Raw genomic sequence first — 21,599 nt, forward strand, 5'->3', positions numbered from 1 at the left:
CAACCGCGAAACCCGCCCCCCCCGGCGGGTCTGTCCGGCGTGGTGGCCGGGCACTGACGAGCAGCCATCAGCCGACCGGCATCGCCTTGTGGCGCTTCAACTGCTTGAGCATGTCCGCGGTCACCTTGAAGTGCGCCAACGCGCGCAGCACCCGGTCGAAGTCGACCTCGCGGTACTCGTCGCGGAACTGATCGGGATTGGCGTGATACTGCTCGGCCAGATTCTCGTTGGGCGCCGTCCCTTCGATGGCGCGGCGCAATGACCAGTAGTCAGCCTCCAATTCTTGGAGATAGGGCGCGAGATGCGCTTTTCGATAAACCGCCATGAGAGGCCCCCAGTGATGATGACAATCGCCATGCACGACGCCGCCGCCGACCCTGCCGCCGTCGCACGCTTCGCCGCGCTGCTACCCATGATGGACGAGCGCTACCGGCGGCTCAAGGACACGCTGCGCCAGGCCGCTGCCGGCGAGACGCTGCCGGACTGGCAGATCGCGCTGCATCGCGCCGACCTGCTGGCCGTGCTCGACACCATGACGCCCAGCGACCCGGAGGACGACGATCGGTCGCCGCCGGTCGAGACGGCCTAACCCCGCGAAACCGCGCCCCGGCGCGGTCTGTACATCGTGCAGGGCGGGTACATCCCGCAGTATACAAGCGCTGTGGAGCCTGACGATTTATGAGGCATAACGCCCTGGAAGCGGCCCCGCTGGGGCGGCTTTGATGAATCTGCGAGGTCCGATGTCTACGGGAATTAGATTATCTGCCGCTGGGGGCTTGCATTGGTGCAAGCCCTGCCCGTTTTGCAGGTCAGACCATTTGCAGATTGCTGTCGGCTCTAGGTGGGCGCGGGTCGAGTGCAAAGGCATTTCGTGTCATTGCCAAGGCCCTGAAATTGCGGGTAGTGCCCTTCTCTATATGATTTCACGAATGAGCTTTAACTGAGAGAGTGCTATTATAATGATGGACAAAATGCCAAATAGCTCCAATATGGTTCTCAAGCTTTTTTGAGAAAGAAAGTGCTTTTCGTACGAGCCTGGAAATACGTTGCCTGAGTGTGCAGTTGTATCGTTCGATATGATTTGTCTTTCCCGATTCCTTACCGACAGCGTAATGACGGAATTCTGGAAAAACGGATTGATAAGCTTCCCAAAAATCGGTGTAGAAATCGGCCAATTCTTGATAATCGCGTGGCAATGAATTCCATAATCCTTGCGCACCCTTAATGCCACGAGATCCGATATAAAGTCCGACAACATATCCAGAGTCACGATCTTTCGCGATCCAAACCCATTGTTTTTCATCTTTTTTCAAAACAAATGACCACAGTTCGTCGCACTCGACAACCAGTCGAAAATCAGACAACTTTGGCACGTTTAATTGGCGCGGAACGCCCTCGTATTTTTGATTGACATAGATTTGCAACCAGGATTCAGAGACATTTGCAACACGCGCGATACCAGCAAGCGCAATCCGTTCAAGAAGCAGTCGATCGATCAGCGATTTGGTCTCTTCAGAAATCGCTGAAACTAAGGGGTCAATCACGAATTGACGGCCACATTCCCGACAAAGATGGTTTTGCTTTCCGGTTGCATTAAATCCATTCTTCACGATCTTGGTGGTGTTGCAAGTTGGGCAGTGATTCATGTTTGAATAAATCCAGTCAGATTTTAGATCCTATAGATTGGGGCACTACCAAATTGCGATCTGGGACGAAATGAACAAAAACGTGGAATATTGCGTCGAGCGATGGAATGACGCGAAACGCTAACAACCGCGAAACCCGCCCCCCCGGCGGGTCTGCCCGGCGTGGTGGCCGGACACTGACGAGCAGCCGCAAACGGTACTACCGAGCAGTCAATCTCCACGGAGGCCCCATGGATCGCGAAATTGTCTATATCCACATCGCCAAACAGGCCCTGGGCCTGGACGACGCGACCTATCGCGCCATGCTCCAGCGCATCGGCGGCGTCAGCTCCAGCGCCAAGCTCAACGGCGCCCAACGCGCCGCACTGCTGGCCGAGTTCCGCGCCGCCGGCTGGAAACCCACGCCCCCCAAGCGCGCCGGTCGCGGTCCCCGCGCCGACGCGCTGGCGCGCAAGGCCCTGTTGCGCAAGGTCCAGGCCCTGCTTGCCGACCAACAACTCCCCTGGTCCTACGCCGAGGCCATCGTGCGTCGTCAGCGCGGCCTGAGCGCCGACACCCGCTGCCCGGTCGAGCTGATCGACGCCGAGCAGGCGCGCGGGCTGATCGCCGCGTTGTCGCGGCGCCAACGCAAAACGCGCGCTGCCACGCCGGAGCCCACCGCATGAGCGCGCTCCTCCACCCCCGCCCGGAGCCGTCCATGACCGATGATGATCTCTTCCCCGACCTGCTGCGCGACCTGCCCGCCGCCGCGCTCGACACCCTGGCCGACGACCCCGCGCGCTGGCCCGCCGTGCTGGCCGGGCTCAGCGATTACGTGCTGGACGAGCTGCTGACCGGCCTGCCCGCGACCGCCCCCGCGCTCGCCCGCCGCCTGGCCTACCGCGTCGTCGCCCGCATCATGCGCGAGCACGGCGGCACCCAGCTCTACATCCCCAAGGGCGACGCGGTCCTGCGCGCGCTGCGCGACCTGGAGATCTGGAGCCGCTACGACGGCACCGTCGACGGTCCCGGCGGCCTCAACGCCCTCGCGCGCCGCCACGGGCTCAGCGCCGCCCGCGTGCGCGTGGCGCTGCGCCGCCAGCGCGACCTGCACCGCGCGCGGGTGCAGCCGGACCTTTTCGCCGGCCTGTAGGGTACGCATCGCGTACCGTTCGTATCGGATCGCGCGGCGCTTGGGATCGGTACGCGATGCGTACCCTACCGGCTGTAGAGGCCCGCGGCCATCCAGCGAAGGGGCAAGTGGCAAGGGGCAAGGGGCAAGGAAGAAAGTATCCTGAAGCCGTTCGTGGTGAGCTTGTCGAACCATGAACGGCTTCACGCGCCGAGGCCGCATCGGGACCGATGTTCGTAATCAGGAAAATTTGCCGTTTTCTTTTCGTTTTGACCGATTGACAACCGCCATCGCTCGGGCGTAGCGTGTCCCTCGTCGCGGCTTATCCGCGACCGGGGGTAGCAGCCCGAAGAGCAAAGAGCGCAACAGGCGCTCACCCGATGGCGCCTTTTTTGTGCCTGGTCCTTAGCCAAATTCCGATTTTGGCGGGCCGGGCGGGGGCATCCTCGGATGCGCCGGTTTACTCTTTGCCCGGTCTGCTAACCCCGCTCGGTCCGCCGCCCTCACACGTTTAGCAGCGTTGGCGGCGGTCTCTCAACTGTGCAAAAGAGACCTTCGTTATGTCCAACCTGATCCTCACGCCGATCAACGGCGAACCCCGCATCCAAGACCTTCAGCTCGCCGAACGCCTGGGCTTCGAGCGTCCGCGCAAGATCCGCGACCTGATTCAGCGAAACCTCGAAAAGCTCAGTCAAATCAGTGTTTGCCCCACCATGGGGCAAACCTCCGGAGAGCTTGGCGGACGCCCCACCAAAGCGTACTACCTCAACGAAAAGCAGAGCCTCTTCCTCTGCATGAAGGCCGACACCGTCAACGCCTTCGCGGTGCAGATGGAAATCATCGACGTCTACTCCGCCTATCGGCGCGGCGACTTAGCCTCGCCCGCTCAGCCGTCCGTTCCGGAGACCCTGACCTTTAGCGGCTCCTGGCAGGACTACGCCCTGTTCCTGGAGGCCAAGCACGGACGATCCTATCGCGCGCCCGCGCCCATCGCTCACGTTGCCGCCCCCGTCAAGCCCGGTCCGCGCCCCGTTACCCCCGAGGAGGCGGCCGAGGTGCTCGACCGTTTCACCGCTGGCGCATCGCGCTACGCCATCGGCAAGGCGCTCGGGCGCAACTCCCGGACCATTAACCGCATCCTCGCCCGCGCCAACGCCGACCGCGCGCCGCAAATGGCGCTGCGTCTGCTGGCGGAGGGGCAATCATGACCATCGCCGAGCATCTCAGCCCCGACGATGTCAACGCCGCCTTCCGCGCGGTCGCCGACCTGCTCGCCCCCGAGCGCGACCTGAGCGTGGTCAACCGCGACGAGCTGGGCACCCTGCTGCGCCTGCTCTGTCTCGTGCGCGAGCACCTTGAGCGCGCCTGACAACCGACAACCGACAACTGGGCGACTGGAGTCGCCCCTACACCTGAAGTCGCCCCTTGCCCCTTGCCCCGACCATCACCCCGATTAACGTCCGCCCCCGCCACGCTCCGCCACCATCCGCACCCCCCGCAACACTCACGCGCATTCACGGACGCCCAGCGGCGCGCCCGCCATGCTGGCGGCATGTGCCCCTCACCCCCCACCGCCCCGATCTGTCCGCCGCCGCCCCGGAGCCGACCATGACCGCCGACACCCTTCTGCAATCCCTGCTGCGCGGGCGCCTGCTGGCCGCCACATCCGCGAGCGCGATCGTCGCGACCAGCACCGCCGCGAGTCTCGCGGGCACCGTCGACGAGGTGACCGCCGTGCTCAATGCGCTGCTCGCCGCCGTCTCGGCGCTGGCCGCCATCGCCTCGAAACTGCGCGAACTGCGCGGGCGCCCCGATGCCTGATGCCAGCGACGCCCCCGCGCGCCACGTCAACGCCGCCGGGCTGGCGCTGATCCAGCGCCACGAGGGCCTGACGCTGCGCGCCTATCGCTGTCCGGCCGGGGTCTGGACCATCGGCTACGGCTCCACGCGCGACGTGACCCCCGGCCTGGTCATCGATCTGGCCGAGGCGGATCGACGGCTGCGCCAGGATCTGCGCGCCGCCGAGCGCGCGGTCGCGGCGGCCGTCCGCGTGCCGCTCAACGACAACGAATTCAGCGCCCTGGTCAGCTTCGTCTACAACGTCGGCGCCGCCGCCTTCGCCGATTCGACCCTGCTGCGTCGGCTCAACGGCGGTCAGCGTGCCGACGCCGCGCGCCAGTTCGCCCGCTGGAACCGGGGTGGCGGGCGCGTGCTGCCGGGCCTGATCACGCGCCGCGCCGCCGAGGTGGCGTTGTTTCGCGCCCCGGTCACGCCCCCCTCGCCCCCCTCGCCCTAGGACCGCCATGCTCGCCTCCGACACCGCCTGGAAACTCGCCATCGATCTCGGGCAGTTCGTGCTGACCGGCGCGATCGGCGTCTATGTCTATTTCGCCAACCAAGCGCAGGCCCGGCGCGAGGCGCTGGAGCGTCTGGCCAGCCGGCTCGATCAGCGTCTCGACGTGCACGACACGCGCCTGATCGCCGCCGAGTCGGGCGTGTCGCATGCCTCCTCGCGCGAGAGTTGCGCGTTGCACACGGGGCAGTTGAACGCGCTGCGTCAGCTCATCGACGAGCGCCCCGGTCACGAGGATCTGAAGCGGGTGCATGCGCGGGTCGACAAGCTGGCCGAGCTGGTGGCGCGCATCGACGGGCGCCTGGAGGGCATCGACCGCAACCTCAACGGCATCGACCGCAATCTGCAACTGATCATCGAACAACTGCTGGACGCCTCCGGAGGCCGCCCATGACCGATCTCGGACACGGCTTCGCCGCGCGCCTGCGCGAGGATCGCCGCCTGCTCCTGCTGCGGATGCTGCAGACCCAGAACGACTACACCGCCCACGAACACCTGTTGCGCGGCGGGCTGGCCGATCTCGGGCACCGCATCAGCGGCGACGAGCTGCGCAACCACCTCGCCTGGCTCGACGAGCAGGGGCTCCTCGTGCTCTCCGCCGGGCCGATCCAGATCGCCACCCTCACCCTGCGCGGCGAGGACGTGGCCACCGGCGTCGCGCGCCTGCCGGGCGTGGCGCGTCCGCCGCCGGGGCGCTGACATGGGGCGTATCAGCAGCATTTACGGCCTCCAGAAAGACCATCGCGACGAGCTGGAGACGCGGCTGCACGACGCCGGCTATGGCAGGTTGGATGAGCACGTCGAGTGGCTTCAGGGGCTGGGATATGACGTGTCGCGCAGCGCGATCCACCGCTACGTTCCGGCAGCCAAGAGCATTAATCAGGTGCGTGAGCGACTGCGCGCGGCGGGCGCCGCCGCGTGCGCTGTGCTGGACGAGTCGGGGGTCGAGGTGGGCGCGGCGGCGCGGGCGATGCTGGCTGAAGCGCTTTTCCGCAAAACGGTTGACGAGGAGTTGTCGGCAGACGCTCTACACGCGCTCGCGGAATCCGTCGCACGCCTCTCGGGGCACGAGGTCAAGGAGCGCCAGTTAGACCTGTCCGCTCGGCGCGTGGAGCTTCAACAGGAACGCCTGCAACTGGAGAAAGAGCGGCGGCGCGACGCCGCCATCCAGCGCGAGGCCGCTGCCGCCAGTGCCGAGCGCGCCGAGGCGGTTGCCGTCAGCAAGGGGGTTTCCCCCGAGGGCATCGCCGCCTTGCGCGCGGCGATCATGGAGGGGGCGTGACGGCGCGCCCCCACCCCCACCGCGGCGGCTGTCTGTTCTGCCGCCACTGGCACCAGCCCCGCCGCTGCGCCCATCCCGCCTATGCGCCGTTACGCCCGCTGTGGAGCGAGGCACGCGACGACGAAACCCGCTGCGGAACGCGCGGGCGGCTGTGGGAGCCGTGCGGAGGCGCGCGTGTCTGACGCCGCCGTCCTGCTGCCCTATCAGATCCGCTGGTCGCAAGATCTTGCGCAGGTCAAATTGTGGGAAAAGTCTCGGCGCATCGGCGCCAGCTACGGCGAGGCCGCCGATGACGTGCTGCACGCCAGCGCCAGCACTGGCGGCGGGGATGTCTACTACATCTCCTACAACCAGGACATGACCGCGACCTATATCGCCGACTGCGCCGCCTGGGCCAAGCGCTTCGACGCCGCCCTGGGGGCGATCGGCGAATCGGTGTTCAAGGCCGATAACGGCAAGGATATTCACGTCTTCAATATCCAGTTCGCCAGCGGCCACCACATCCAGGCATTCAGCAACAACCCGCGCAACCTGCGCTCCAAGGGCCGCCCCGGCGACCGCGTGGTGGTCGACGAGGCCGCGTTCGTCGACGATCTCGACGAGCTGCTCAAGGCCGCGCTGGCGGTCACCATGTGGGGCGGCCAGGTGCGCATCCTCAGCACCCACAACGGCGCGGAAAGCCCGTTTAACCGGCTGTTGCAGGACGTGCGCGCGGGGCGTTTCGATTACGCGCTCCATCGCACCACGCTCGACGACGCGCTGGCCGACGGGCTCTATCGGCGCATCTGCCAGGTCACCGGCCAGGTCTGGAGCCCGGCGGCCGAAACCGCGTGGCGCGCGCAACTCATCCGCCGCTACCGCCCCAATCACGAGGAGGAGCTGTTTTGCGTCCCCTCCATGGGCGGCGGCGCCTATCTGCCGCGCGTCCTGGTCGAGTCCTGCATGCCCGAGGAAGCCGACTCCGGCCCGCTGCTGCGCTACGCGGGCGATGCCCGCTTCAACGCCCAGCCCGAGCGCGTGCGCGCGGGGATCGTCGCCGACTGGCTGTGCACGACGGTCGAGCCGCTGCTCGCCAGCCTCGACCCGACCCGGCGCCACGTCGCCGGGATGGACTTCGCGCGCTCCGGGGACACCACCGCCATCGTGCTGCTGGAGATCGGCGCCACCCTGCAGCGCACCTGGCGCGCCCTGATCGAGCTGCACAACGTCCCCTTCGCCCAGCAGCGCCAGATCCTCCATCACTGCCTGACCCGGTTGCCGCGCTTCCAGGGCGCCGCGTTGGACGCCGGCGGCAACGGCGCGCAGATCGCCGAGGAGACCGCCGAGGCGTTCGGGCGTACCCGCATCCAGTGCGTGTCGTTCACCGAGGCCCTCTATCGCGACCAGTTCCCGCGCTACAAGGCGGCGCTGGAGGATCGCACGCTGACCCTGATCCGCCACGACGACGTGCTCGAGGACCACCGCGCGGTGGTGCTGGTGCGCGGGATTCCGCGCCTGCCCGCCGGCAAGACCGATGCCCGGGGCGAGCGCCACGGCGACAGCGCCATCGCCGGCCTGCTGGCGATGCTGGCCGCCGACGCCGATCCGCCGGACATCAACCAGATCCAGACCGGCGGCGCGCGCGAAACCGCCGGGCTCGGCCTGGACGCCGCCGCGCCGGCGATCGCCGCCATCGGCTGGGGCACGGTCCCCAGCGGCACGCACTTCGGGGACTGACATGCTAACCCGCTTCAAAACCCTCTTCGCCCGCCCCGCCGTCGACCTGGCCAGCGCGGCGCGTCCGTTGTTTGACGAGGTGGCGCCCATCGCGGGCGGCGCGGACATCACGCGCGGGATCGTCGACGGCCTGCCGCTGCTGGCCTCGCAAGACCCGCTGGCGGGGCGCGACGGCGGGCTGCCGCTCGATACCTACGTGGCCGCGCTGACCGATCATCAGGTGTTCAGCGCCCTGCAACAGCGCCGCCTGGCGGTGGTCAGCACCGAATGGGAGGTGCTGCCCGGCGGCACCCGGCTCGCGGACCAGAAAGCGGCCGAGCTGATTCGCGCGCTGCTCGCCGCGCTGCCCTGGGATCAGATCACCGCCAAGATGCACCACGGCATCTACTTCGGCCAGGGCGTGGCGGAATGCCTGTGGATGCGCGACGGCGCCAGCGTGGTGCCGGAGGCCATCCGGGTGCGCGACCCGCGCCGCTTCGGCTACCGTCCGGACGGCGCCCAGGTGCTCCTGACCGCCACCAACCCGCTCGGCGACGCGCTGCCCGCGCGCAAGTTCTGGACCTTTCGCACCGGCGCCTTCCATGACGACGAGCCCTACGGCATGGGCATCGGGCACTGGATCTACTGGCCGGTGCAGTTCAAGCGCGGCGTGGCCAAGCTGTGGCTGATCAACCTGGACAAATACGCCAGCCCCACCGCCGCCGGGCATTTCCCGCCCACCGCCGGGGAGGACGAGAAGGCCAAGCTGCTGGCCGCCCTGACCGCCATCCGCAGTCAGGCCGCTATCATCATGCCCGAGGGCTACGACGCCGAGCTGCTCAGCGCCGGGCGCTCCGGCGCGGCGGATTACCGCGAGGCCGCCGGCTATTGGGACGCCGCCATCAGCAAGGTGATCCTCGGGCACAGCGCCGGCGCCGACAGCACGCCCGGGCGCCTGGGCGGGGAGGACAACGCCGGCGAGGTGCGCGCGGACCTGGTCAAGGCCGATGCCGACGTGCTCTGTGCCAGCGCCAATCTCAGTTGGGTGAAGTGGGTCACCGAGTGGTCCATCCCCGGCGCCGTGCCGCCGACGATCTGGCGGCGCACCGAGGAAGACGAAGACCTCGGCCAGCGCGCCGAGCGCGACGCCAAGCTCTTCGTTCTGGGCTACCGCCCGACCCTGGACCAGATCGTCGCGACCTATGGCGGGGATTGGGAGGCGGTGGGGGCGGGGACGGATGGCGCCGCGGGCGACGCCGGCGCCACGATTCCGCCGGAAGCCCTGAACGCTTACGCCATGGGGATCGATCGGCTGGCCGCCCTGCTGCCGATCCCACAGCAATACATCCGCGACGTCGTGGGCATCCCCGCGCCGCGCGGCGGCGAGGCCGTGCTGGTCGCGGCGCCCAAGGAGTCCTTGGAAAGCGCTCGGGACATCAAGGACGGCAATGACCAGATTCGCGGCGCGCCCACGACGGACCTGGCCGCGCCCGCAGACCCGCCGGACCCCATCGCTCGCCAACTTGAGCGCCTGGCGTTCGAGGCCGCGTCGCTGGTCGACGCCGGGCTGCTCGCGGTCATCCGCCGCGAGCTGGACGCCGCGCCCGATCTGGCGACGTTTAACGCCCGGTTACTGACCCTGTATCCGGAGTTGAACGGCGCCGATCTGACCGAGTTGCTCGGGCAGGCATTCCTGGCCGGCGAACTGGCCGGGCGGGTGGAGGCCGACGCATGAGCGCCAACCCCTGCGCCCACTTCGTCAACGCCGACGGGCATGCCGCGTGCCTGATCGGCCGTCACCCCACGCTCGACGCCTGCGGCGGCGGCTGTCCCGCCTATCTGCCGGACGCCGAGCGCCAGCCCTGCGAGGTGTGGCTTCAAATTTTCTACATGAAGGGAGTGTGGCATGGCCGCACGCTATAAGACGACCACCCTTGGCGGCAAGCCGATTCTGTCGCATCGAAAGGTCTGGATTCAGTTCCGCGGGGAGATCCCGGTGGGCTATCACGTCCACCATAAAAACGGCGACCCATTCGATAACCGAATCGAGAATCTTGAGCTGTTGAGCGCCGCCGATCACGCAGCGCGCCACACGCGAGGCCGCGAGCCCTGGAACAAAGGAAACCGCTATGGATTAACGGACGCTTATCGCCGATCAACCATATCCAGAATGGCTAACCACCGCAAGATATGCGAGCGCACCTATGACCTCTGGAAATCTGGATACACACAAACTCGCGTGGCTGAAATCATGGGGATTAGCCGGCGACAAGTCTGTGATCGACTGCGATCCTATCGCGCAAACTGTCACGATGATTGACGGAAGGGTCCGGCAGGCGACAGAAATTTATACGCGCGTCATGGGCTATCACCGCCCGGTGTCGGCCTTCAATCGCGGCAAGCGGGCCGAGCACGACGCGCGTCGGCTGTTTCTGGAGCCGCATTGATGGCGCTCCTCTACTACGCGCGCGCCACCTGCCGGCACCGCCGTTCCTGCCAGGGCGCGTTGTTTTTCAGCGCCCGCGCGACCGTGATCTCGCCGGATTTTCCCACGCTGGAGGCGCTCGACAACTGGCGGCGTCGGCTGACGCGCGCCGAGCGCCGCTGTCGCTGGTGCGGGCGCCCGATCGCCGCCCGGCATTTCGAGCGGCGCGCGCTCGATCCGAGCGTCAGTCCCGCGTCCCGTCCGGTGGACAACGCCGATGGCTGACTACGGCGCGCTGCCCTTTGCCGAGCAGCTCGACTTTTTCAAGCAGAAACTGAATCTGCCCACCGAGCGTTGGGACGATCTGCTGGGCGCCGCGCACGACCGCGCCTTCGTCGTCGCCGGCGCCCTGCAAGCGGACCTGCTGGCCGATCTGCGGACCGCCGTCGCCCGTGCCGTCGAGCAGGGCACGACGCTGGAGGAATTCAGAAAGGACTTCACCGCCATCGTCAACAAACACGGCTGGAGCGGCTGGACCGGCGAGGGCACGCCTGCGGGCGAGGCGTGGCGCACCAAGGTGATCTACGCCACCAACCTGCGCACCAGCCACGCCGCCGGGCGCTATGCGCAGTTGCAGGAGATCAAGCATCGGCGCCCCTACTGGCGCTATGTGCATAACGATACGGTGCTGCATCCGCGCCCGCACCACCTGGCCTGGGACGGCACCGTGCTGCCCGCCGACGATCCCTGGTGGCAGACCCACTTTGCCCCCAACGGCTGGGGGTGCCGATGCAGAATCGAAAGCCTTGCCGCGCGCGACCTGGCGCGCGAGGGGATCGACCCGGACGCCCTGACGCGCCCCACCGCGCCCGATGACCTGACCGGGATTGACCGGGGGTGGGACTACGCGCCAGGGGCCAACGCCGCCACGCCTCTGCGCGAGCTGATCGACCAGAAGCTGTTCAACCTAGACGCGCCGATCGGGGCGGCGCTGTGGGAGCGTCTCAAGGGCGCGGTGGATCTGGAGCGCGAGCTGGAATGGTGGAAGACGCTGGACGAGTGGCTGGAGGACGAACACCAACGCGGGCGTTCGTTTGTGGTCGGCGCCGTCTCGACCGCCACGCTCGACTGGCTGGCAGCGCGCGGTTATCCGCTGCCGGTATCGGCCGAGATCGCCGTTTTCGACAAATTGCCGAAGGGGGCGAAGCAGCGCCGGCATGAGGCCGACCAAAACGGGATGACGCCAGACGAATGGCGCAGCTTGCCGGCGCTACTCGACCGTCCGGGGGCGATTTACTACGACAAGAAAAAAGGAACGCTGATTTTTGTGGCCGAGATGTTGGGGCCGTCGAAGATCGCGGTGGAGTTCGCCCCCAAAGACACCCGCTCCAGCGGCGGCATGAATCAGGTTGTGACGGCGTTTCGGGTTGACGATATGAGCATCATGGGCGCGGTGAAGGGCGACCTCTGGGACATCGTCGAGGTATCGGGCAAGCCGGGTGGGAGTCGAACCCACATAAGCGGTGAATGACCGTCCCGTTTCCGATTGCAGGCACCGGCTGTCCGATAACAGAGAACATAGCACATGACCTTCGAGAAAACCGAGATCGGACCCTGCACGCTGTATCGCGGGGATTGTTTGGAGGTGCTGGCGGCGGGGCTGCTTCCGAAGGATGCGGCCATCGTCAGCGATCCGCCGTATGGGATCGGCTGGCAAAAACATGCCGGGGACGGCAAGGGGTGCCAGATCGCCAGCCCGCAAGGCGCGAAGGCCAACACCCACTTCGCGCCCATCGCGGGCGATAACGCCCCTTTCGATCCAGCCCCTTGGCTCGGCTTCACCAAAGTGGTGCTGTTCGGCGCCAACCACTTCGCCCAGCGCCTGCCCGAGAAAGGGCAGTGGCTGTGCTGGGACAAGAGCGTTGGTACCGGTCCGGCGGATAGCTTTGTCGATGGCGAGTTTGCTTGGTCGAGCGTGCGCGCCACCCGCAACCTCTTTCGGCACCTCTGGAAAGGCGTCCTGCGCGATGGGCAGGACGCGCCCAGTCGTCAGCCCAAGCTGCACGTCAGTCAGAAGCCGACCGAACTCATGCGCTGGCTGATCGAAACCGCCCGCGTGCGCTTGGGCGCCACCGTCTGCGACCCCTACATGGGCAGCGGCACCACCGGCATTGCCTGCATCCAAACTGGCCGGCGCTTCATCGGCATCGAGATCGACCCCAGCCATTACGCCACCGCCTGCGCGCGCATCGAACGGGCCTGGGCGGACCTCGGCATCCGCCCGAACACGACAACGACAACGACAACGACAACGACAACGAGCGCCTCATGCCCGACCGCGACCCCTGCCACGCCTGCCCGCACCTGATCGTTCGCCCGCCGCGCGCGCCCGGGTGCGCGCGCAACGCCCACTACGGCAAGCCCGGCTGCGTGCGCTGCGCCGGGAGGGCCGCGCAATGACCGGCGCCCGCCAACCCTTCTCCGTCGAGATCGATCTCGGCGACGTGACCGAGCGCCTGCGCGCGCTGACCGCCCGTGTGGGCGCCCCGCGCGAGGCGCTGCGCGAGATCGGCGAGATCCTCCAGCAATCCACCCAGCAGCGCTTCGCCACCGAGACCGACCCCAGCGGGCGGCGCTGGGCGGAGAACAGCGACGTGACCCTGTTGCGCGCCCTCGGCGGGCGCGGGCAATCGCGCCGGCGCACCGCCGGCGGCGGGCGCACCCTCACCGCCAGCGGCCAGCGCGCCCTGGCCGGCAAGAAGATCCTGACCCGGCGCGGCTTCCTCGGCGACACCATCCGCGATCAGCTGGACGCCGACGGGCGCGGCGTGGCCGTTGGCACCAACCGCAAGTACGGGGCGATGATGCAGTTCGGCGGCACCCAGGCCCAACATCCGCACCTGTGGGGCGACATCCCCGCACGGCCCTTCCTCGGCATCTCCACCGACGACCGCGCGCGCATCCTGGAGATCCTTGACGACTATCTGGGGCGCCCCTGACCCGCCGGCGCGTGGGAGGCCCCTAGCGGCGCCGGAGGCCCAGCCCGCCCCATCCGTACCGCCCGAGGGCGGCCAAGCGTTTTTAAACGGGTTACAGGCAAATTTAAACGGGGTTGCGGGGGATTGGTAAGCCTGTCCTGAGCCGGGTCGAAGGGGACATCCTTCGTCCAGCCTCGGCGCGTGAAGCCGTTCATGGTTCGAGGGCCTCACCACGAACGGCTTCAGGATATGCTTGCCGCTTGCCGCTTGCCGCTTGCCGCTTGCCGCTTGCCCCTGAAAACCGCCAGAGTCATGTAGGGTGCGCCCGCCGCCCTTGCCCCCAAACACTCATGCGCATTCCCGGACGCCCCGTCCGCCGCCCGCCATGCTGGCGGCATGCGCACTTCGCCCACCCCTCGTCTCGCCCTGTCCGCGCCCGCCGTTGGCTGGCCGCGTTGCCGAGGCGCGCGCCATGGCTGACGCGACGCCTCTGCTGCACCTCTTTCGCGCCGGCACCTATGTCGAGATGGGCGGGCGCGATGTCACCATCACCGCCGCCGACCTGGCGGCCTGTGCCCGTGCCTACGATCCCGCGCGCCACGAGGCGCCGCTGGTGGCCGGACACCCGACCGACAATGGCCCGGCCCTGGGCTGGGTCGCGTCCCTGTCCGCCCGCGGCGAGGATCTCGAAGCCCAGCCGCGCGACATCGATCCGGCCCTGGCGGCGGCGGTCAAGGCACGCCGCTATGCCAAACTCTCGGCCAGCTTCTGGCCGCCCGCGCATCCCGCCAACCCCGCGCCCGGCGTCTGGTCGCTGCGCCATGTCGGCTTTCTCGGCGCGGCCGTGCCGGCCGTGCTCGGGCTGCGCCCGATCGCCCTGGCGGCGGACGATGCCGCGTTGATCACCCTCGAATTCGCGGCCCCCGCGGCCGATCCAACCCCGGAGGCTTCCATGCCCGACCCGACCCCGGCCGCGTCCGCGACCGACCCGACTGTGGATTTCGCTGCCCGCGAAGCGGCCCTGAGCGCCCGCGAGGCGGAACTCACGACCGCCACCGAGGCCATCGCCGCCCGCGAGGCGGCGCTCGACGCCCAGGCCGAGCAGGCCCGCCGCGCCGAGATCGCCAGCTTCATCGGTGTCCTGGTCAGCGACGGCCGCGTGCTGCCCGTCGATCAGGCGCCGCTGGTGGCGCTGCTCAGTGCCACGCCGCCCGCGCCCGCCGTCGACTTCGCCGCCCCGGTCACGACCGGCGAGCCCCAGCCCCGCGGCGGCGACGAGTGGCTGCGCGAGTTCCTGGCCCGCCTGCCCAAACAGGTCGAGTACGGCGAGTTCGCCGGGTCCGCCAAGGGCACCGTCGACGCCGGCGACCGCGAGGCCGCCGCGATCGAGGCCGCCGCCCGGCACATGGCCGGGTTGCCGCCGGCCGACATCTGACCTGACCACCGACACCCGAGGCTCTGCCCATGTCCGAAGACTACGGCGTCCAAAGCGCCAGCATTCCCGCCAACGATATTTTCGCTGGCGACTTCCCGATCCAGACGCAGGCGATCACTCTCGCCGCCAATCAGGGTGCGCTCGCGCGCGGTCAGGTGCTGGGGATCAAGCTCAGCGGCGCGGTCGCGGCCAAGGTGTCCGGGACCGGCGACGGCAACGTCGCCGCCGCCAGCATCACCCTTGGCCCCAAGGCCCTGCCCGGCGTCTACGTGCTGACCTGCACGGCGGAGGCCGCCAACGCGGGGACGTTCAAGGTCCGCGCGCCCAATGGCGAGCGCCTTGCCAATCTCACCGTGGCCAGCGCCTACGCCACCGACCAGATCAATCTGACCGTGCCGGACGGCGCCAACGATTGGGACATCGGCGACATCGTCACGGTCACCGTCACCGGCAAGGCCGTGGCGTATGCCCCGACCGCCACCGACGGCAGCGAGAAAGCGGCGCTGATCCTCGCCGACGCGCTGACCGTGGGCACCTCCGATCTGGCCGCCGTCGCCTATCGCACCGGCGGTTTCGCCCGCGCCCAGCTCACCGGGATCGATGACGCCGCCGTGCTGGCGCTCGACGCCCGCTCCATCTTCGTCCGTTAAGGGATCCCGACCATGACCATTGCGACCAACGCCTTTGAACCCCGCGCCCTGGCGCGGATGATCGAGATCCGCAAGCGCCCCAAGCTCTGGTACGCCGACACCTACTTCAAGCCCGCCGAGGGCGTGCATGGCGCGCGTCTGGTCGAGCTGGACGTGCTGATCGGCGGCCAGCGTCTGGCCCCGTTGCAGCGCCCGACCGACCGCTCCCGCGAGATGCCGCGCGAGACCGGCTCCGATCGCCTGATCCGCCTTCCTTATATGAAGCCGGCCCGCCCGACCAATGCCGAGGAGATCATCCGTCGGCGCGCGGTCGGCGCGCACCTCTATGCCGAGAGAGACCTGATCGGCGCGGCGCAGCGCCAGTTGGGCCGCGACATCGAAGACCTCGACGACATGATCGAGCGCCGGCGCGAATACATGGCGGCGCAGACCCTGGTCACCGGCACCACGCCGCTGATCGGGCTGGACGAGAACGGCGTCCAGACCATCACTGCCGAGGTGGTGTGGGGCGTGCCCGCCGCGCACCTGATCACGCTCACCAGTACCGCGCTGTGGACCCACGCCGACTCCGACCCGCTGGCCAAGCTCAAGACCTGGGCCAATCTCATCATCGCCGGCTCCGGCACCGCGCCGACCACCGCCACCGTCGGGACCGCGGTGGCCGAGGCGCTGTTCAAGCACGCCAAGCTGCTGGAGCTGATGGACAACCGCCGCGTCGAGGCCGGGCAACTGGAGCTGCGCGAGCAGTCGATGGACGGGATCACCTATCTGGGCCGCTTCCGGGGCGTCGATTTCTACGAGGACGCGCGCACCTACACCGACGACAGCGGCACGGCGCAGCCCTTCACCCCGGTCGATCGCCTGGTGCTGGGCAGCCGCAACGCCGAAAACCGCTGGCACTATGGGCCGATCTCGGATCTCAAGTGCCCGAACCCGCTGACCCCGCGCTGGGTCAAGACCTGGGAGGTCGAAGAGCCCAGCCAGCGCAAGGTCGCGGTGCACAGCGCGCCGCTGTGCGCGCTGCATCAGGCCGACTCCATCGTCTCGGCCAAGGTGGTCTGACGATGGCGCGGTGTCAACGGGCGGTCACGGGGGATTGAATGGCCCTGTACGCGACCCTGGAGGCCTTTCGCGCCGCCTTTGACCGCGCCGACAATCCGGAGCTGACGCAGCTCGCGCCGAGCCCCTTGGGGGACGGCCCGGACCCGGCGCGGCTGACCGCCGTGCTGACCAACGCCAGCGCCCTGATGGACGAATATATCGGGGTGCGCTATCGGCTGCCGCTGGGCGTGCTGAGCGCGGCCCGCGCCGCGTGGCTCGGCCAAGTCTGCCTGGATCTGGCGCGCTATCTGCTTTATGCCGATCGCGCCACCGAGGAGGTGCGCACGCGCTACGAGGACCATCTGGCGTACCTGCGCCAATTGGCCGGCGGCGCCATTCGCTGGCCCGATCTGAGCGGCGCGCGCGCCACCGAGACCGCGACCCCCGCGCACGCCGCCCCGGCGGCGCTGTTCGACCGCGCCACGCTGCATGATTACTGAAATGACTGACCGTCGCGACGCCGGGCGCCTGCCGGCGCCCCGACCGACCGGAGCCTGACATGCTCGACCTCAAACGCGGCGATAGCTGGCAGGTCCGCTTTTACGCCTACGCCGACGCGGCGGGCGTTCGCCATGTCGTCGAAGCGCCGCTGGGCGCCGCCGTGCCGTCCGGCGTGGCGGTCGATCTGACCGGCTGCGCCGCGCGCCTACAGATCCGCGCCCGCGCCGGCGTGCTGGCCTATGCCGCCTCGCTCGCGGCCGACCTCGCCCTCGACGAAGCCCCGGAAACAGGATTCGTCTACCTCGCCGCACCGGCGAGCCGTACCGGCGACGTCATCCCGGGCCGCTACCTGACCGATCTGGAACTCGCGTTTCCGGACGGGGCGGTCCTCTCATCGGCCACGTACCCGGTGACCATCCAGCCCGACGTCACCTACACCGCGACCGGCGAACCCACCGACCTGGAGGGCGCTGGCCTCGCGATCCCCAGCGCCGCGACCCTGGAAGACGGGCGCCTGCTCGTCACCGCTGGCGGCGCGTGGGTGGATCGCCCGCCGCCCGCCGGCACCGGCGATATGCAGGCACTGATCTATGACCCGGCGGGTCGGGGGACCGACATATTTCGCGTCGAAAACCTCGACGGCGACATTGACTGTGGCGAATTCTGAGGAGCGAACAAATGGCAAAACGAGTGCAAATCAAGCGCGGCCTGGCCGCCAACCGCCCGAACAGCGGCATGCTCGCGGGCGAGCAGTTCTTCACGACCGACCGCCACACGCTGGACGTGGCGACCGATCCCACGACCCGCGCGGGCGTGCTTCCCGAGATTGACGCGCTGACGGCGATTGGCGCGGTCACGGGCGCGTCGGATCTCCTCATCATTCACGACGCCGACGCGACCGGCGTGAAAGAGAAGAAGATCACCGTCGACGCCTTCAAGACCGCGCTGAATATCCCGGCTGGATCAAGCGACGAGAAGGCGGCCGTGATCTCTGGCGGCACGTCCGGCTATCTCTGGGGTACGAATGGATCGGACGGCATTCTCAGAATGGGCGCATCCATGGCGATGACGAAAAGTGCTGGCAACGACTACGTGACCCTTGAGGTCGACGTGGTCGACTGCGGCACCTTCTGACAATGGCTCGTCAGACGACTGTGCGGATCATCCGCGCCACCCGCGCCGCGCTCGACGCGCAAGCGGGCGCGTCCGGGCTGCTGGCGGGCGAGCCGTACCTGATCGAGGACGAGGGGCGGATTGCGGTCGGAACGGCCGCTGGAGCTTATTCCGCAGCCGCCACCGCCGCCCAGGGCGCCAAGGCCGACGCCGCCGCGCAGCCAACCGTCGATAACGCATTCAGCGCCCTCCAGACATTCACCGCTGGAATCGCGGGCGGCTCCAACATCATCGCCGACGCCGGCGAGTCCCAAACAATCCCGCTCGATGGGCGGGTGCATGTCCTGACGCTCACCAGACCATGCGCGATCACTTCGATGCCGATAGGATCGGGATACTCATTTGCATTGATCGAGCTGATCCAGGACGGAACTGGCGGATACGACGTGACGTGGGTTGACTCACCCAGGCCGATGAGTACACAGTCAGTCAACACTGCCCCGACGAAAGTCTCTCGATTCGTCCTTGATACGCCGAACGGAGGAACGGCGTATCGCCTGACAGGCGCGGGGGCAGATGAATGATATTTCCGCAGATGATGAGGCCGAGGATTGCGGCTCCGAACTTTGACTTGATTACAGACGGTCTAATCAATCGCTGGGAGCTGGTCGACGACGCGATTGATTCTGTCGGGGCTGACGATGCCACAATTTATAACGCCCCACCGTTTGTCGATGGCGCGCTATCTTGTGATGGTGTTAATCAGTATCTAGCGATACCGATACCAGGCTTGTATCTGAACACCACTGTGTCGCTGACGTTCTGGCTGTATTGGATCAGCGGCGATATTCCAACCAGGAACAACACGTCTTCTGGAGGAACAATTCCTGTCTATTCCAGTGCTGGCAAGCTGAGGATGCGGGCGCAGGGTTTAGACTCTGTACTCGGGCAAAGCGTCGATTTATATAAAAATAGGTGGGTTAATTTTGTTTTAAAAAGCAACGGCAGCGTCGCGAAATTATACGCCGACGCATCGCCAGCGTTGTCAGTTACCGCTGGATCTGGATCTGTCATCAGCCCGATGTATTTCGGGAAAGCCGGCGCCGCTTCGACGTACTCAACAATTAAATGTCGCGACGTGCGGAGATACTCGCGCGAATTGACAGATGACGAGATCGCCGACATTGCGGCAGGAGTCGGGTAAATGACCCAATACGCCCACATTGATAACCCCATCCCGCAGAAACTCCCGCACGAATTCCAGCACGCGGGCGGGCTCACGATGGGCCTCGACGCGATGTCCGCCGAGCGCCTAGCCGAACTGGGTTGGTATCCAGTGCGTCGCGAGCCTCTGGAGCCCGGTGCGTCTGGCTATGCTCCCATCGAATTGATCGGGTCCGAGTTCGTGATCGCGTCAATGCCAGGCGATCTCGAGGCGGTGAAAGCCCAGAAGCACGCCGAACGCCACACCGCGCTCATCGCCGCGCGCGACGCGGGTTTCGACTACGACGGCCATCGCTTCGACTCCGACCCTGCATCCCGCGAACTGATTCAGCAGGCGGTCATCGGCGCGATGCTCGCGCAATCCATGGGCATGACGGACGCGCAATTCTCGACGCTAATCTCGGGCGGCTGGCGCAATACCGACGGCGTGCCCGTGGTCGCGACAATCGCCGGCATGATCGCGCTCGGGCTCGCGCTTGGCGCCCACATGGGCCGCTGCGATCAGGCGAGCCAGGCGCAAAAAATCGCCATCGACACGGCATAAACGAGGCCGTTCGTCCGCCGGCGCGACAGCGCTCGGCGTGCCCGTGTTCCCTGACCTCTGCCCGATGCCCGATGACCCGCTCCGGGTCCGGCTCGGGACGCCCTAAACACTCACGCCCATTCACTGACGCCCCCGCCCGCGCGGGCCATGCTGACGGCATGCGCACCGCCCCCTTTCTGGATCCCGAGCTGTTGGTCAGCGCCCTGTCCGGGGCGCTGGTGCCGACGCTGGCGGAGCAGGTGCTGTCCGCCGGTCACCCCGGCGCGGCGCACGCGCGGCGCGCGCGCATCGGCTCGCCGGCGCTGATCGTGTGTCCGCATCTGAGCGTGCCCTATGGCCCCGAGGGTCTGGGCAACGGGCGTTTTCTGGCCGAAACCTATGGCGTGCTGATTCAGGTGCGCACCGCCGCGCCGGACGCCTGGATCGAGGTCGCCACCACGCTGCGCACGCTCCGCGCGGGCCTCTTCGATACGCTGGAGGCCGCGCGCCTGGACCCCGCCTGGGCGCCGCTGCGCTATGTCGGCGGCGAACGGATGGATGTCGACGACGACCCGGCGCAGATCTATCGCTGGATCGAGTATTACCAAACCGAAACGGCGCTCACGCTCCGCCCGCGCACCCTTTAGAGGACACTCCGCATGGCTCAGATCTCCGGCGTCGACATTGCCGTCGCGCTCTACGAAGAAACCCTGTTCGGCGTCGATCCTGGCTCGCCCAGCGGCACCAAAGCCTATTTCAGCTCGCTCAACGTCAAGGCCGCGCAGGAATCTATCGACAACCCGATCATCTCCGGCGGGCGTGGCGTGCCACGCCCAGGACGCGGCAATATCGACGTGTCCGGGGCCTTCGCCACCACCGTCGCCCCCGGCAGCCATCCGTTCTGGCTCAAGCAGATCCTCGGCGCCCCCACCGGCAGCGGGACGCTGACCTATGTGCCCAAGGCGTTGCCGACCTCCTTCATCATCGAAAAGGACTACACCAGCAAGCTCGCCAGCAAGGTCGAGCGGTTTAACGGCTGTCGCGTCAAATCCGCATCGCTGATGCTCAACCAGTCCGGCTATATCGATCTGAGCGTCGACGTGCTCGGAAAGCGGTACGGCATCTACACCGCGCCGCTCGACGCCACGCTGACCGATCCCACGCACGAGGGCTGGACCGGCTACCAGGGCATCGTCAAGCTCGACGGCACCCAGATCGGCGGCGTGCTCGGCGCCACGCTCTCCATCGACAACGAAATGGACGGCTCGCTCTACGCCTTCCCCGCGAGCGGCGAGACCGCCGGCGAGCGCTTCAGCCTGCCCGAGGGCCGCGCCAAGATCGGCGGATCCATCGACATGGTTTTCCAGGACTTCACAATGGTCGATCTGGCCCAGGCCGGCGACGAGGTGAGTCTGGAATGGATCTACACCAACGCCGCCGGCGACGCGCTCTCGATCCTCATCGATCACGCTGAGATCCCGCTGACCTCCCCGGCAATCGAAACCCGCTCGGGGATGAAGGTTCAGTACAACTTCAGCGCCTTCTCGTCCGGGTCGGATATGGGGTTGAAGGTCGTCTACACCCCGCACGCCTAACCGGAAGTCTCGTAGGGTACGCATCGC

At 67.3% G+C, this 21,599-nt stretch carries 33 protein-coding genes and 2 other RNA genes; 33 read left to right on the forward strand and 2 right to left on the reverse strand.

Annotated features, from left to right (window positions below):
* Positions 1–3: 3 nt before the first annotated feature.
* Positions 4–70, forward strand: an RNA gene (locus THIVI_RS23925) — hammerhead ribozyme type II.
* Here the strand turns inward: THIVI_RS23925 and THIVI_RS16995 are convergent.
* A complete protein-coding gene (locus THIVI_RS16995; RefSeq protein WP_014779774.1) occupies positions 68–325 on the reverse strand; it encodes a hypothetical protein in 258 nt (85 codons plus the stop codon). The two genes, THIVI_RS23925 and THIVI_RS16995, sit on opposite strands and share 3 nt — an antisense overlap.
* 15 nt (positions 326–340) lie before the next feature.
* Between THIVI_RS16995 and THIVI_RS17000 the strand changes: the two genes are divergently transcribed.
* A complete protein-coding gene (locus THIVI_RS17000) occupies positions 341–589 on the forward strand; it encodes a hypothetical protein (protein WP_014779775.1) in 249 nt (82 codons plus the stop codon).
* Positions 590–923: 334 nt separating this feature from the next.
* On the opposite strand, the gene THIVI_RS23930 is transcribed toward THIVI_RS17000, so the two are convergent.
* Positions 924–1,646, reverse strand: a complete 723-nt coding sequence (locus THIVI_RS23930; protein WP_014776653.1) for an IS1 family transposase — start codon at positions 1,644–1,646, stop codon at positions 924–926.
* 127 nt (positions 1,647–1,773) lie between these two features.
* Here THIVI_RS23930 and THIVI_RS23935 point away from each other — a divergent pair.
* From THIVI_RS23935 to THIVI_RS17145, 31 genes are all read left to right on the forward strand, one after another.
* An RNA gene (locus tag THIVI_RS23935) (hammerhead ribozyme type II) lies at positions 1,774–1,839 on the forward strand.
* Positions 1,840–1,876: 37 nt separating this feature from the next.
* On the forward strand, positions 1,877–2,311 hold the full coding sequence (locus THIVI_RS17010; protein ID WP_014779776.1) for a gp16 family protein: 435 nt from the start codon (positions 1,877–1,879) through the stop codon (positions 2,309–2,311).
* Between the two features lie 32 nt (positions 2,312–2,343).
* Positions 2,344–2,778, forward strand: coding sequence for a Mor transcription activator family protein (locus THIVI_RS17015; protein ID WP_052315056.1), 435 nt, complete (start codon positions 2,344–2,346; stop codon positions 2,776–2,778).
* A gap of 539 nt (positions 2,779–3,317) precedes the next feature.
* Complete coding sequence (locus tag THIVI_RS22965; RefSeq protein ID WP_014779778.1) at positions 3,318–3,965, forward strand: helix-turn-helix domain-containing protein; 648 nt, start codon at positions 3,318–3,320, stop codon at positions 3,963–3,965.
* Positions 3,962–4,126: a hypothetical protein gene (locus tag THIVI_RS24825; RefSeq protein WP_014779779.1), complete on the forward strand. Its 165-nt coding sequence runs from the start codon at positions 3,962–3,964 to the stop codon at positions 4,124–4,126. The genes THIVI_RS22965 and THIVI_RS24825 overlap by 4 nt, the downstream gene beginning before the upstream one ends.
* A 239-nt stretch (positions 4,127–4,365) precedes the next feature.
* A complete protein-coding gene (locus THIVI_RS17030) occupies positions 4,366–4,578 on the forward strand; it encodes a hypothetical protein (RefSeq protein ID WP_014779780.1) in 213 nt (70 codons plus the stop codon).
* Positions 4,571–5,053: a lysozyme gene (locus THIVI_RS17035; protein WP_014779781.1), complete on the forward strand. Its 483-nt coding sequence runs from the start codon at positions 4,571–4,573 to the stop codon at positions 5,051–5,053. Before THIVI_RS17030 ends, THIVI_RS17035 begins: the two co-directional genes overlap by 8 nt.
* Positions 5,054–5,060: 7 nt before the next feature.
* The gene (locus THIVI_RS17040; protein ID WP_014779782.1) at positions 5,061–5,504 is read left to right on the forward strand and encodes a hypothetical protein; all 444 of its coding nucleotides are present in this window, start codon (positions 5,061–5,063) and stop codon (positions 5,502–5,504) included.
* On the forward strand, positions 5,501–5,809 hold the full coding sequence (locus THIVI_RS17045; protein ID WP_014779783.1) for a VpaChn25_0724 family phage protein: 309 nt from the start codon (positions 5,501–5,503) through the stop codon (positions 5,807–5,809). The genes THIVI_RS17040 and THIVI_RS17045 overlap by 4 nt, the downstream gene beginning before the upstream one ends.
* A 1-nt stretch (position 5,810) precedes the next feature.
* Positions 5,811–6,392 carry a phage protein Gp27 family protein gene (locus THIVI_RS17050; RefSeq protein ID WP_014779784.1) on the forward strand — a complete coding sequence of 194 codons (582 nt, stop codon included), beginning with the start codon at positions 5,811–5,813 and terminating at the stop codon, positions 6,390–6,392.
* On the forward strand, positions 6,389–6,574 hold the full coding sequence (locus THIVI_RS24830; protein ID WP_157174493.1) for a hypothetical protein: 186 nt from the start codon (positions 6,389–6,391) through the stop codon (positions 6,572–6,574). The genes THIVI_RS17050 and THIVI_RS24830 overlap by 4 nt, the downstream gene beginning before the upstream one ends.
* The gene (locus tag THIVI_RS17055) at positions 6,567–8,108 is read left to right on the forward strand and encodes a hypothetical protein (protein WP_014779785.1); all 1,542 of its coding nucleotides are present in this window, start codon (positions 6,567–6,569) and stop codon (positions 8,106–8,108) included. Before THIVI_RS24830 ends, THIVI_RS17055 begins: the two co-directional genes overlap by 8 nt.
* A 1-nt stretch (position 8,109) precedes the next feature.
* Entirely contained in the window at positions 8,110–9,822 is a 1,713-nt protein-coding gene (locus tag THIVI_RS17060) for a DUF935 domain-containing protein (RefSeq protein WP_014779786.1), read from the forward strand.
* Positions 9,819–10,010 (forward strand): hypothetical protein, encoded by a 192-nt coding sequence (locus tag THIVI_RS17065; RefSeq protein WP_014779787.1) that lies wholly within the window; start codon positions 9,819–9,821, stop codon positions 10,008–10,010. The genes THIVI_RS17060 and THIVI_RS17065 overlap by 4 nt, the downstream gene beginning before the upstream one ends.
* On the forward strand, positions 9,994–10,407 hold the full coding sequence (locus tag THIVI_RS23940) for an HNH endonuclease signature motif containing protein (RefSeq protein ID WP_014779788.1): 414 nt from the start codon (positions 9,994–9,996) through the stop codon (positions 10,405–10,407). The genes THIVI_RS17065 and THIVI_RS23940 overlap by 17 nt, the downstream gene beginning before the upstream one ends.
* A complete protein-coding gene (gene nrdD, locus THIVI_RS25250) occupies positions 10,400–10,534 on the forward strand; it encodes an anaerobic ribonucleoside-triphosphate reductase (protein WP_014779789.1) in 135 nt (44 codons plus the stop codon). Before THIVI_RS23940 ends, nrdD begins: the two co-directional genes overlap by 8 nt.
* On the forward strand, positions 10,534–10,797 hold the full coding sequence (locus tag THIVI_RS17075; RefSeq protein ID WP_014779790.1) for a hypothetical protein: 264 nt from the start codon (positions 10,534–10,536) through the stop codon (positions 10,795–10,797). Before nrdD ends, THIVI_RS17075 begins: the two co-directional genes overlap by 1 nt.
* Positions 10,790–12,043: a phage head morphogenesis protein gene (locus THIVI_RS22970; protein WP_014779791.1), complete on the forward strand. Its 1,254-nt coding sequence runs from the start codon at positions 10,790–10,792 to the stop codon at positions 12,041–12,043. The genes THIVI_RS17075 and THIVI_RS22970 overlap by 8 nt, the downstream gene beginning before the upstream one ends.
* A 54-nt stretch (positions 12,044–12,097) precedes the next feature.
* Positions 12,098–12,880, forward strand: a complete 783-nt coding sequence (locus tag THIVI_RS17085; RefSeq protein WP_014779792.1) for a DNA methyltransferase — start codon at positions 12,098–12,100, stop codon at positions 12,878–12,880.
* Positions 12,881–12,968: 88 nt separating this feature from the next.
* Positions 12,969–13,511 carry a phage virion morphogenesis protein gene (locus tag THIVI_RS22975; RefSeq protein ID WP_014779794.1) on the forward strand — a complete coding sequence of 181 codons (543 nt, stop codon included), beginning with the start codon at positions 12,969–12,971 and terminating at the stop codon, positions 13,509–13,511.
* Between the two features lie 451 nt (positions 13,512–13,962).
* Positions 13,963–14,925 (forward strand): hypothetical protein, encoded by a 963-nt coding sequence (locus THIVI_RS22980; protein ID WP_014779795.1) that lies wholly within the window; start codon positions 13,963–13,965, stop codon positions 14,923–14,925.
* A 29-nt stretch (positions 14,926–14,954) separates the two neighbouring features.
* Entirely contained in the window at positions 14,955–15,575 is a 621-nt protein-coding gene (locus THIVI_RS22985; RefSeq protein WP_014779796.1) for a head decoration protein, read from the forward strand.
* A gap of 12 nt (positions 15,576–15,587) precedes the next feature.
* On the forward strand, positions 15,588–16,637 hold the full coding sequence (locus THIVI_RS17105; RefSeq protein ID WP_014779797.1) for a major capsid protein: 1,050 nt from the start codon (positions 15,588–15,590) through the stop codon (positions 16,635–16,637).
* A 38-nt stretch (positions 16,638–16,675) separates the two neighbouring features.
* Positions 16,676–17,116, forward strand: a complete 441-nt coding sequence (locus THIVI_RS22990) for a phage protein Gp36 family protein (RefSeq protein WP_014779798.1) — start codon at positions 16,676–16,678, stop codon at positions 17,114–17,116.
* A 59-nt stretch (positions 17,117–17,175) separates the two neighbouring features.
* Positions 17,176–17,784 (forward strand): hypothetical protein, encoded by a 609-nt coding sequence (locus tag THIVI_RS17115; protein ID WP_014779799.1) that lies wholly within the window; start codon positions 17,176–17,178, stop codon positions 17,782–17,784.
* Between the two features lie 11 nt (positions 17,785–17,795).
* Positions 17,796–18,251, forward strand: a complete 456-nt coding sequence (locus THIVI_RS17120; protein WP_014779800.1) for a hypothetical protein — start codon at positions 17,796–17,798, stop codon at positions 18,249–18,251.
* A gap of 2 nt (positions 18,252–18,253) precedes the next feature.
* Complete coding sequence (locus THIVI_RS17125) at positions 18,254–18,814, forward strand: hypothetical protein (RefSeq protein WP_014779801.1); 561 nt, start codon at positions 18,254–18,256, stop codon at positions 18,812–18,814.
* Positions 18,815–18,861: 47 nt separating this feature from the next.
* The gene (locus THIVI_RS17130; protein WP_157174495.1) at positions 18,862–19,434 is read left to right on the forward strand and encodes a LamG-like jellyroll fold domain-containing protein; all 573 of its coding nucleotides are present in this window, start codon (positions 18,862–18,864) and stop codon (positions 19,432–19,434) included.
* Positions 19,435–19,998 (forward strand): DUF4376 domain-containing protein, encoded by a 564-nt coding sequence (locus tag THIVI_RS17135; protein WP_014779803.1) that lies wholly within the window; start codon positions 19,435–19,437, stop codon positions 19,996–19,998. It begins immediately after the preceding gene.
* Positions 19,999–20,156: 158 nt separating this feature from the next.
* A complete protein-coding gene (locus THIVI_RS17140; protein WP_014779804.1) occupies positions 20,157–20,624 on the forward strand; it encodes a hypothetical protein in 468 nt (155 codons plus the stop codon).
* Between the two features lie 12 nt (positions 20,625–20,636).
* The gene (locus THIVI_RS17145) at positions 20,637–21,572 is read left to right on the forward strand and encodes a phage tail tube protein (protein WP_014779805.1); all 936 of its coding nucleotides are present in this window, start codon (positions 20,637–20,639) and stop codon (positions 21,570–21,572) included.
* Positions 21,573–21,599: the final 27 nt, after the last annotated feature.

The organism is Thiocystis violascens DSM 198, assembly GCF_000227745.2.
Taxonomy (GTDB): Bacteria; Pseudomonadota; Gammaproteobacteria; order Chromatiales; family Chromatiaceae; genus Chromatium; species Chromatium violascens.